Consider the following 11,415-nt stretch of genomic DNA (forward strand, 5'->3'; position numbering starts at 1 on the left):
AATATGCATTTGTATTATAGCTGATAGCTCAGAAGCGACTCATTAATTTAACTTTTTATTATTGGTTATTCTAAGCTACTTAATTATGATGGCTATAAAGCGACACTATCCCACAAACCTTTGTGTAACGATTGTGTGTTATTCCACTGTTGTTTAACCAACCAATCAATTAAAGGCGCGGGATCGCTAGGGTAATTTATTTGCTTATTTTGCGGGGCGCTATTCCAGTCATCAAGGGCTTGCGGGTTTAAATAGTTCATAACATGCGCCATGCCCATGGCAAACAAAGTTTGTGCATTTGCGGTTTGCTCAAACTGCCCATCTAAAGGCTTTAATAGTAACTTCTTACCTAACTTAAGCGCTTCACTGGCAAGCTCAAACCCCGCATTACCAATAACGCCACTCGTGTTTGCTAAGTCATTTAAAAAGCCAGAACGTGAGGGGAGTCGCAAATGTATATGTCCAAAAGACTGATTGCAGGCATTTGGGTGATAACAATAAAATTCTTTTTCGGGAAAGTCTTTTAAGTAATCAACAATGCTATCTAAGTTTTCAAACGGTAAATATACCAATACCTTATTTAGTACCGCGACAGGATTCTCATGATTATGATGAGCAATAAAAGGCGGGATTATATTATTTGCAAATGGCTTCCAGTGTACGCCTAAGTAGGTAGATGCTGGTGCATAATGCTTGATGAGCGATTTTCTAAGTACACCACGACCAAATATAGGTACGTTTTCTGACAAAAATGCGGCTTGGTGACTAATACCGATAACGGGTATATCGGCCCGTTTTGCAGCCCATGCTGTGACTGGCTCAAAGTCATTAAGTACAAAATCGTACTGTTTTATATCAAGCGATTTTATATCACTCACCAGCTTACAAACTCGCATGTTTTTAAGTGTTTTTAAATTTTTGACTTGCCCATTTTCAGTACTAAACGATAAGCCCCGATACGCTTTATAATCTGAGAATTCGTGCATATCAAAGTAATCTTTATTTGCTCGCCCTGAAAACACATAGTCAACATCAATACCAAGTTTATTAAAGCAGCTTGCCATAACCCTAGCCCGCGTTATATGACCATTACCGGTACCCTGCACTCCATACAATATTTTCATACAGGTACCACGAGCGCTAATGCGAATAAGCCACAAACACTGCCAATAATCGCACCTATAATAATATCAGCAGGAAAATGTACGCCTAATACAACACGAGAAATAGCCACACCAGCAGCCCAACTAAGTAGTAGCCATATATATTCAGGGAAAAAGTGACTTAGTATAATCGTAACTAAGAACGCTGCAGCGCTGTGGCCCGAGGGCAAACTAAATTTATCACTTGGTACTATGTAAGCATTTGTTACTAAGCAGTCGCATGGACGGATGCGGGCAAATCTATTTTTGGCCAGTAAGTAAATAGGCCTTTCTAAAGCAAAACCAACTAATATCGTTACAGGTAATAATTGTTGCTGCTCATTATTACTAAGCCACCACACCGCTAAACACACAAGTATGTAAAGTCCACCATCACCGCTTTTTGATAATCCAAACGCCATTGTTTTAAACCACTTCGGTGAGTTGCAATTAAACAGAGTTAAAAATAATTGCTCATCTAGCAGAGCTGCCCTTTTAAACATATTATTGTTATCCATCACTTCCCCCTCATTGCATAATATATGAACACCGATTTAGCTTATGTGTTGTAAATAACAATTGAGTGACGCTTTTAAGACACTATTATTGCGATTAATGATTTAGCGCTTGTTTTGTCTAAATTTACTGCGATTAAGTCGTTGTTATTGCTTATAAGGAGGGTATACTGAGGTATAAATTAATGTACCTTTTGAGGATAAAATAATGGATTACAGCACTTCTGATTTATGTGACCACTTTGCTGATGTGGTTGACGTGCTAGAGCCAATGTTCATCAACTTTGGTGGTCGACACAGCTTTGGTGGCCGCATTAAAACGGTTAAATGTTTTGAAAATAATGAACTGATCCGCGAATTACTTTCTCAAGACGGTACAGACTTAGTGCTTCTTATTGACGGTGGTGGCTCAACTCGCCGTGCACTTATTGATATTGAATTGGCCGAACTTGCACTTGAAAATAACTGGAATGGTATTGTTGTTTACGGCGCAGTACGCCACGTTGATGAGCTTGAAGAACTTGATTTAGGCATTCAAGCAATTGCTTCCATTCCTGTTGCAGCTGACAGTGAAGGTGCTGGCGAGGATGCTATAGGCGTTAACTTTGCCGGTGTATCATTTTTTGATGATGACTTTATTTATGCCGATAGTACTGGCATTGTTTTATCTGCAGAAGAATTGGAAGTTGTAGAAGTATAACGTGACCTCCCATTTAAAAGTATATGATGAAAGCGCGGTTAGAGCACTTTGCTCTAACCGCGTAAATGAAAAAAAAGCATGGCAATCAATGGCCTTGCTAGACACTCAAGTAAACCTGCAACAAGCACTTATTGACGCAGCTCAATTTGGCATTCGCTACGTACTTCTTGGTATTTGCGAAGATATTGGCCCAAAAGCCAATTTAGGAAATGGCGGTGCAAACGAAGCATGGCCTGCTTTTTTAAAACGTTTTTTAAACCAACCTCATAATCAATTTATTGCCACTCAAAAAGTACTTTTATTGGGTGAAGTAAATACTGATGATTTAATGGCGCAAAGCAACCAACTTAATAATCAGCAAGCCCAGCAGTTAACTCAATTACGAGATTTATGCCAACAACTTGATGAACGCGTAGAGTCAGTATTAAGCCTTATTTTTAAAGCAGGGCTTGAGCCAATCGTCATTGGCGGAGGTCACAATAATTGCTTAGGTATTATTCGCGCGCTAAGTAAGTCAAAAAACACGCCTGTTAATGCTATCAATTTTGACCCTCATGCCGATTTTAGAGAATGTGAAGGTCGCCATAGTGGTAATGGTTTTCGCTACGCGTATAACGAGCAACATTTAAGTAATTACCATGTTATTGGCTTACATGAATTAAAAAATAATCAAGCAATTATAGATGCAATGAGTGAAGCTAACTTTAAGTTTGATAGCTATCAATCTATACAAGTTAAGCGAAAAATTACACTAACGCAGGCAATTGAAAATGCACTAAGTAATTTTAATGATTTACCACTGGGTGTTGAAGTTGATTTAGATAGTATTACTTATATGCCAGTTAGTGCGTATACATATTGCGGATTTAGTGTGAGTGACACTGAGCACTTTGTGCATTTAGCTGCAAGCCATCGCCACTCTAAGTACTTACACTTATGTGAAGCAGCGCCTAGCCAGCACCCTAACGGAGTTGAGGCCGGAGCTGCCCATGTAGGGCAAGTGATTAGTGCACTTGTAAATAGCTACCTACAAGCCAAAGAAAACACTTAACGTTGTTGAACCGATCGCCACTCTTTTAGCCAGCTCATTAAACCGATACTACTTAGCGGATGACCAAAGTAATAACCTTGTGCAGCATAACCTTTTAAGCTTTTTACAAACTTAAGTTGTTCAAGTGTTTCTACTCCTTCAAAAATTACTTTTGTTTTTTGTTGGCTATGCATATCAACCATTCCACCAACTAAACTGCGTATATTGTTTTGATTACTAAAGTCAGCGGTAAGTGAAGGTGAAACCTTAATATACTCAACCGCTAAACTTGGTAACTTAGAAAGTAGTACTGGATTATCACCAAGTCCATCCACACATACTTTTAAGCCTATGTTATTAAGCCTTGCGATCATGCCTCGGCCTTTGTCATCTAAACCAGCAAAAATATGTAAAGGGCATTCAACAATTAAGTCTCCCGCCTCTAAGTGATGTTCATTTATAACAACATCAACAAATTCAACAAACTCTTCATTTAGCATTTCAGGGCCAAATACGTTAATGCTAAGCGGTATAGAAATACCTTCTACTCTAAGCGCCATTGCAAGTTCAGCGGCTCTCTCCATTACAAATTTAGCAAGCGGGTAACCAAGCCCTGCTATTCTTATGTCGTCAATAAAACGATTAGCAGATAAAATTCCTTGCTTAGGATGCTGCCAACGCAGTAGTAATTCTAAAAACTCAATTTGACCGTTTTCGTTACAAATTATAGGTTGAAAATAAAGCTCTAACTCGCTCGAAAAATCAATATTTGCTAATTCTTTTAGTCGCGCTTGTTGCTCTCGCAGTTCAATCATCATTTGTTGATGATAAGGCACAACCTTGCGATTTGGGTGGCTATCGAGTGCTAGGTATGCGTACGATATTAAATTATCAAAGTTGTTGTCTTGCTCATTACAATCAACATAACTCGCCCTCGCTTTTACCTCTACAGTGCAGTTAGCAACATTAAATGGCTTAAGCGTTGCACCCAGTATTTGTTCAATAACCAACTCATGTAAATGTTTTTGATTCGCGAAACTACAAATAAATGCAAAGTTAAGGCCCCCTAAGTGGGCTAGCTTTTCTTGCCCAGTTAAAGTCACTATTTCGTCACTTGAAAGTAGCTCTTTTATTCGATTAGCCGATTGCGCTAACAGTATATCGCCAAAGTCGCGTCCTATATGCTGGTTAACTTGCTCAAATCCTTCAAGACGAATAACGATTAACGCTGCACTTACTTGCTTATTGTCGCACCATGCATAGTAACCTTGGCGTAACTGTTTTCTATCTGCAAAAACCGAAAGCGGAGACTCTTCTATAAATGTATCACCTGTAGGTTCTGGCTCTATCACGACTTCTATTTCAGCGCTTTCGTCATTTAAAAAGCCAACAATAGCTAATAATAATATTGCTAACACAACCCAAAATAACGGAACTTCCAATAATAAATGAGCTGAAAATAGAACAACAAATAAAAGACCAGCCATTGAGCTGGTAATAATCATGCTCCAATTATTTCGCTCGAAGGCTTGCCATAAATGAAAACAAAATCCAAAGGCAAGTAAAATGGCAAGCCAAGCTGCGCCTGTGCTCAAAATAGCCAAACCAACAGCTGCTGTGCATAAATAGCTAAATTTAATACTGGCATTTTTAACGGCAAATAAAGTGGCAATCATCGCCATCAATAGTGCACCACTAAAAAATATTGGGAAGTTACTGTCGGTTAGTATGTTCAAATTAACGGCATCCGTATTCGCTAAAAAAGTTTAAACCAGATTATATGTGGGTAAAAATAATACAAATTAGTTAATTCTACCCAAAATCCATAAATTTAACAGTTTATTTACGCCAAATTGGTAACTTAATTGTGATGGATGACTTATTTGCCAATGCGCAATATCAGCTCTTGCACCAACCTTTAAAATACCACGGTCGTCTAACCCTAGTGCTTTAGCAGCATTGCGAGTAACACCTGCCAATGCTTGCTCGGGTGTTAATCTAAACAATGTGCATGCCATATTCATCATCAAGTGCACTGAGCACAGCGGTGAAGTGCCAGGATTAAAATCACTCGCAATAGCTATAGGTACTTTATATTGATTAAGTAACTCAATAGGTGGGAATTTAGTTTCTCTTAAAAAATAAAATGCACCGGGCAATAACACCGCGACCGTCCCAGCGTTTGCCATGGCTTTTACACCCTCTTCATCAAGATGCTCAATATGATCTGCCGAAAGGCCATTGAACTGCGCCACCAGCTCAGCACCATGTTGATTAGATAACTGCTCAGCATGGCATTTTACTGGGAGGTTATGCTTTTTAGCCGCCTGGAAAACACGTTTGGTTTGCGAATAACTAAAGCCTACATTTTCACAAAATACATCGACTGCATCAGCAAGATTATTAGCCACTACCTGATCAAGCATGTCAGTACATACCAAATCAATATATTCATCAGCACGGCCTTTGTATTCAGGCGGTAGAGCATGCGCCCCTAAAAAAGTAGTTTTAATATCAATAGGATGATGCTCACCTAATAAACGAGCTACTTCTAATATTTTTATCTCGTTTTCAGTATCTAGCCCATAGCCCGACTTTATTTCAACGGTGGTTACACCTTCTTTTAACAACGTATTTAAGCGATCTTTTGCATCAACAAACAATTGTTCACGGTCGGCTGCTCTCGTCGCTTTAACCGTACTTGCTATGCCACCGCCTTGTGCCGCAATTTGCTCATAACTTACCCCCTGCAAGCGCTGCTCAAACTCTTGCGATCTTGAACCTGCAAACACTAGATGCGTATGACAATCTATTAAGCCCGGCGTTAACCACTGCCCTTTTATACTCAATGTCGGCGTTGCAAACACATCAAAACTGGGCAACGTTGATTGCTCTCCAATCCACGCAATTTTACCATTTTTAATAGCTATAGCAGCATTTTCGATTGCGCCATAAGGGGCATTTATATTGCTATCCATAGTGGCAATATTGGCATCAGTTAAAAGTAAGTCGATTTCTTCTAACTCATAATTTTTTGTTGTACTTTGCATTTTGCAGCCCTTTTTACGCCCAGAGTGATGAAAATATAGTCTAACAACCCATCTTGTATATACAAGATAATTGTGTCATCTTATTTATATAGTTTATTTTTAATGTAACCATAAATTTAATGACGACACCTAAATTTGCGCAAATAAAACAATTCATTGTTGATAAAATTCGCAGCGGTACGTGGCAAGAAAACCAACGTGTTCCCTCTGAAAACGAACTAAGTAGTCAATTTAGTGTCAGCAGAATGACAGCCCGCCGAGCACTAAGCGAATTAACCGAGGCAGGTATTTTAACCCGCAGCCAAGGGTTAGGTACATTTGTAGCCACATTTAAATCGCAGTCATCGTTACTCGAAATAAAAAACATTGCTGATGAAGTAAAAGAACGTAACGGCAACTACACCTGTAGTGTACTCATACTTGAATCAATAAATGCAGTCGCACCTATTGCCATTGCGCTTGGTGTTGAGATTGACAGTGTTGTATATCGAAGTGTACTCGTGCATAACGAAAACGACAGCCCCTTGCAGCTAGAAGAGCGTTTTGTAAACCCTGCGCTTGCGGCTGGTTACTTACAACAAGACTTTAGCACGCTTACACCTCATGAGTATCTATCTAGTGTTGCACCACTTACCCAAGCGAGGCATACCGTAGAGGCTATTATGCCAAACAGCGAAATGTGCCAATGGTTAAATTTATATAACGAAGAGCCATGCTTACAAGTTATTCGACGCACATGGTCTATTAATGGCATTGTAAGCTTTGCGCGCCTTGTATCACCAGGCAGTAAATATCGCTTAGGTGGACACTTAACATTTAAAAAATAACAAACAATAGCGCTTACTGCGCTTTTTTTATAACAAATCACCTTGTATATACAACAGGAGCAAAATATGAACAACCGACTCGACACAAGTCGCGTAATACGCGCACCTCATGGCGATAAAATAAGTGCTAAAAGCTGGCAAACTGAAGCTGCTAAGCGCATGCTAATGAATAATCTAGACCCTGAAGTTGCAGAACATCCTCATGCACTTGTTGTATATGGTGGTATTGGCCGAGCAGCTCGTGATTGGCCAAGTTATGACAAAATTATAGAAACCCTCGATAGACTCGAAAACGACGAAACTCTGCTTGTACAATCAGGAAAACCCGTTGGTGTATTTAAAACCCACAGTAATGCCCCTCGTGTACTTATTGCCAACTCAAACCTTGTTCCACACTGGGCGAATTGGGAGCACTTTAACGAGCTCGATAAAAAAGGCTTGATGATGTACGGGCAAATGACAGCGGGTTCTTGGATTTATATTGGCTCGCAAGGCATTGTACAAGGTACTTACGAGACCTTTATAGCCATGGCAAAGCAACATTTTTCAGGCAGTGCTAAAGGCAAGTGGGTATTAACGGGTGGCCTTGGAGGTATGGGCGGTGCGCAACCACTTGCCGCTACAATGGCAGGGTTTAGTGCGCTAGTTGTTGAATGTGATGAAAGCCGTATCGATTTTCGTATAAAAACAGGCTACGTTGATGTAAAAGCAACGAACCTTGAACACGCACTGCAATTAATAACCGACGCGTGCATAAAAGGTGAAGCCCTATCAGTTGGCCTACTTGGTAACGCTGCCGATGTATTTAGTACACTGGTTAAAACAGGTATTACACCTGATGTAGTTACAGATCAAACATCAGCTCACGATCCATTAAATGGTTACTTACCACAAAACTGGACAATGGAGCACGCAGCAAAAATGCGTGAGCAAGATCCAAAAGCGGTAGTAAAAGCGGCTAAACAATCAATGGCAGTCCAAGTTAGAGCCATGCTGGCGCTGCAAAAAGCGGGTGCCGCCACTACTGATTACGGAAATAATATTCGTCAAATGGCGTTTGATGAAGGTGTTACCAACGCGTTTGATTTTCCTGGGTTTGTACCCGCCTATATTCGCCCTTTATTTTGTGAAGGTATTGGCCCATTTAGATGGGTAGCATTATCGGGCGATCCAGAAGATATTTATAAAACCGATGCAAAAGTAAAAGAGCTTATTCCTGATGATGCACATTTACATAATTGGCTTGATATGGCGCGTGAACGCATTCAATTTCAAGGGCTACCTGCACGTATTTGTTGGGTAGGTTTAAAAGATAGAGCACGCCTTGCATTGGCCTTTAACGAAATGGTTAAAAATGGCGAACTTAAAGCCCCTATCGTTATTGGTCGTGACCACCTCGACTCGGGCTCAGTTGCCAGCCCTAACCGCGAAACAGAAAGTATGAAAGATGGCTCAGATGCGGTATCGGACTGGCCATTACTCAATGCACTGCTTAATACGGCAAGTGGCGCTACTTGGGTGTCTCTTCATCATGGTGGCGGTGTAGGTATGGGGTTTAGTCAGCACTCTGGTGTGGTTATTGTTGCCGATGGTACAAATGAAGCTAAAGAGCGTATTGCTCGCGTACTTTGGAACGACCCTGCAACGGGTGTAATGCGCCATGCTGATGCTGGATACGACATAGCAAAGAACTGCGCCAAAGAACAAAATTTAGACCTACCTATGTTAGACAAGGAATAATCATGTTCGAACTTACTCTCACTCCAGGCTCACTTAATTTAAACACGCTAAGAAAAATTAATAATTCACCAGTAAAGTTAAGCCTTGTACAGCATGCTGAATCACAAATAGCTGCCAGCGCACAAACCGTTCAAAACGTTATTAATGAGCACCGCACTGTATACGGGATTAACACCGGCTTTGGGTTATTAGCTAATACCAAAATAGCCGACGACGAACTTGAATTATTACAGCGCTCCATTGTGCTTTCACACGCTGCAGGCATTGGCGAATACATGGATGACAGCACAGTAAGGTTAATGATCACCTTAAAAGTAAACTCGCTTTCGCGCGGCTACTCGGGTATTCGCCTGCAAGTAATCCAATTTTTTATGCAGCTGCTTAGTAGCGAAGTATATCCGTGCGTGCCTAAAAAGGGCTCCGTGGGGGCATCGGGGGATTTAGCCCCTCTTGCGCATATGTGCCTACCTTTATTAGCTGAAGGTCAAATGCGACATAAAGGAAAAATAATTAGTGCAGCACAAGGGTTAAAAATAGCGGGGCTTGAACCTCTTACCCTTGCAGCTAAAGAAGGCTTAGCATTATTAAATGGCACACAAGCGTCAACTGCGTTTGCACTACAAGGCCTATTTAGAAGCGAGAACTTATATGCACAAAGCTGCGTTATCGGCTCGATAAGCATAGAAGCTGCAATGGGCAGTCGCGCGCCATTTGATGCACGTATTCATGATATTCGTGGTCAGCGCGGACAAATAGACACCGCTCAAGTATTTAGAGAGCTACTCGATACGCACTCTCAAATTAGTGATTCCCACGTCAATTGTGAAAAAGTACAAGATCCATACTGCCTTCGCTGCCAACCTCAAGTGCTAGGTGCTTGCCTAACTCAGATACGCCAAGCCGCAGAAGTGTTGCTATGCGAGTCAAACGGTGTAACCGATAATCCGCTAGTTTTTGCCGATGTAGGCGACATCATTTCTGGAGGGAATTTTCATGCAGAACCCGTTGCAATGGCTGCCGATAACCTCGCTATTGCGATTGCCGAAATTGGTGCTTTAGCAGAAAGACGAATTGCATTACTTATTGACTCAAACCTATCTAAGTTACCGCCATTTTTGGTTGAAAACGGCGGGGTAAATTCAGGTTTTATGATTGCTCAAGTAACCGCTGCTGCGCTTGCGTCAGAAAACAAATCATTAGCACATCCGGCTTCGGTCGATAGCTTGCCTACATCTGCAAATCAAGAAGATCATGTATCTATGGCAACCTTTGCAGCAAGGCGCTTAGATGAAATGGCCAATAATACCCAAGGTGTTTTGGCAATAGAATGGTTAGCATCGGTTCAAGGGCTAGAATTTAGAAAGCCGCTTGAACCATCAAATAAAGTGCAAAGCGCTAAAGCGTTATTACGCGAGCATGTGAGTTATTATGATAAAGACCGCTACTTTGCTCCCGATATCGAAGCTGCTAATACATTACTAAGTGAAGGTAAGCTATGCGACTTCATAGAGAGCAGTCCCCTGCCTTCAGCATATTAAATACCATATTGGTAAGTAAAGCCTAGCGCTTCAATAGCTGAGCCAATAACTTTGCGCTCAGCTTTATCATCACTGGTAAAGCGTGGTAACTCGCCACCATGTTCTGCACACTTCACTGCGTAGTATTCAGCTTTTGTCGGGTGCGCAGGATTAACAACATTATAAATATTTTGCCCTACTTGCCAGTGCTCTATCACCGCAAAGATAGCATTAATTACATCTTGTTGGTGCACCATATTTACTACTTGCTCACTTGATGTATTAAGCTCTTTGCCTGCCACAAAACGACCAGGTTCTCTATTAGGCCCTAGTAATCCAGCTAAACGCAGCACTTTCCCGTCTTGCTCAAGTACTTGCTCTTCTGCCTCATAGAGCTTTATTTGGCGCTCGTTTGTGCATGAAATATCGCAACTTTCGCTATATACACCAGGCTCTTGATCGTATACCCCGGTTGACGAGCATAATAAAAAGCCCTTTGCGTTTAACTCCTTTGAAAGCTTAAGCGCTGCGGTGAGTGTTTCAGGATAATTACTTTCACTGTGCCTGCTACGTGGTGGAATAGCACATACCCAATAAGCATTTTGTAAATCAACTTGATGTCTTAATTGCCCATCTTCAAGTGTAAACTGACGCTCAAAGTCAAACTCGTGTATATCTGTTCTATGCGTTCCTTGTACTTGCCAATCAGCTTTTTGCGCACTTACGCATAACGCATGTCCTAACCAACCTGCACCTAATACTACTAATTTATTACTTTTATTTGTCATTTTTGTATAAGCCTTTATTTTAAACGCATAATTAGTTCTTTCTATCTAACTTTATAGAGATTTTAAGTAAGATATGATTAGATATAATTTCATAAATAATAAAAAT

Annotated in this window: 10 protein-coding genes; 5 read left to right on the forward strand and 5 right to left on the reverse strand. The window is 40.8% G+C overall.

What is annotated here, in order from left to right:
• Nucleotides 1–92: 92 nt before the first annotated feature.
• Nucleotides 93–1,124: an MJ1255/VC2487 family glycosyltransferase gene (locus AAEY62_RS08850; protein ID WP_350634820.1), complete on the reverse strand. Its 1,032-nt coding sequence runs from the start codon at nt 1,122–1,124 to the stop codon at nt 93–95.
• Entirely contained in the window at nt 1,121–1,660 is a 540-nt protein-coding gene (locus AAEY62_RS08855) for a phosphatase PAP2 family protein (protein WP_350634821.1), read from the reverse strand. The genes AAEY62_RS08850 and AAEY62_RS08855 overlap by 4 nt, the downstream gene beginning before the upstream one ends.
• 205 nt (nt 1,661–1,865) lie before the next feature.
• Here AAEY62_RS08855 and rraA point away from each other — a divergent pair, with 205 nt between their 5' ends.
• Nucleotides 1,866–2,357: a ribonuclease E activity regulator RraA gene (gene rraA, locus AAEY62_RS08860; protein ID WP_007582040.1), complete on the forward strand. Its 492-nt coding sequence runs from the start codon at nt 1,866–1,868 to the stop codon at nt 2,355–2,357.
• A gap of 1 nt (nt 2,358) precedes the next feature.
• The gene (locus tag AAEY62_RS08865; protein ID WP_165735261.1) at nt 2,359–3,408 is read left to right on the forward strand and encodes an arginase family protein; all 1,050 of its coding nucleotides are present in this window, start codon (nt 2,359–2,361) and stop codon (nt 3,406–3,408) included.
• Here the strand turns inward: AAEY62_RS08865 and AAEY62_RS08870 are convergent.
• Both AAEY62_RS08870 and hutI read right to left on the reverse strand, forming a co-directional pair.
• A complete protein-coding gene (locus AAEY62_RS08870; RefSeq protein ID WP_010553808.1) occupies nt 3,405–5,069 on the reverse strand; it encodes a GGDEF domain-containing phosphodiesterase in 1,665 nt (554 codons plus the stop codon). The two genes, AAEY62_RS08865 and AAEY62_RS08870, sit on opposite strands and share 4 nt — an antisense overlap.
• Before the next feature lie 120 nt (nt 5,070–5,189).
• Nucleotides 5,190–6,437, reverse strand: a complete 1,248-nt coding sequence (gene hutI / locus AAEY62_RS08875) for an imidazolonepropionase (protein WP_350634822.1) — start codon at nt 6,435–6,437, stop codon at nt 5,190–5,192.
• Between the two features lie 119 nt (nt 6,438–6,556).
• On the opposite strand from hutI, the gene hutC reads away from it, so the two are divergent.
• The 3 genes from hutC to hutH all read left to right on the forward strand — a co-directional run bounded on the left by hutC (nt 6,557) and on the right by hutH (nt 10,542).
• Nucleotides 6,557–7,264, forward strand: coding sequence for a histidine utilization transcriptional repressor HutC (gene hutC / locus AAEY62_RS08880; protein WP_007582045.1), 708 nt, complete (start codon nt 6,557–6,559; stop codon nt 7,262–7,264).
• Nucleotides 7,265–7,330: 66 nt separating this feature from the next.
• Nucleotides 7,331–9,004, forward strand: a complete 1,674-nt coding sequence (hutU, locus tag AAEY62_RS08885; protein ID WP_350634823.1) for a urocanate hydratase — start codon at nt 7,331–7,333, stop codon at nt 9,002–9,004.
• A 2-nt stretch (nt 9,005–9,006) separates the two neighbouring features.
• Nucleotides 9,007–10,542: a histidine ammonia-lyase gene (gene hutH, locus AAEY62_RS08890; RefSeq protein ID WP_024589901.1), complete on the forward strand. Its 1,536-nt coding sequence runs from the start codon at nt 9,007–9,009 to the stop codon at nt 10,540–10,542.
• On the opposite strand, the gene AAEY62_RS08895 is transcribed toward hutH, so the two are convergent.
• Nucleotides 10,539–11,309 (reverse strand): Rossmann-fold NAD(P)-binding domain-containing protein, encoded by a 771-nt coding sequence (locus tag AAEY62_RS08895; RefSeq protein WP_008137681.1) that lies wholly within the window; start codon nt 11,307–11,309, stop codon nt 10,539–10,541. The two genes, hutH and AAEY62_RS08895, sit on opposite strands and share 4 nt — an antisense overlap.
• Nucleotides 11,310–11,415 lie beyond the last annotated feature (106 nt).

The sequence above is a fragment of the Pseudoalteromonas sp. GW168-MNA-CIBAN-0100 genome (genome assembly GCF_040309225.1).
Classification (GTDB): Bacteria; Pseudomonadota; Gammaproteobacteria; order Enterobacterales; family Alteromonadaceae; genus Pseudoalteromonas; species Pseudoalteromonas arctica.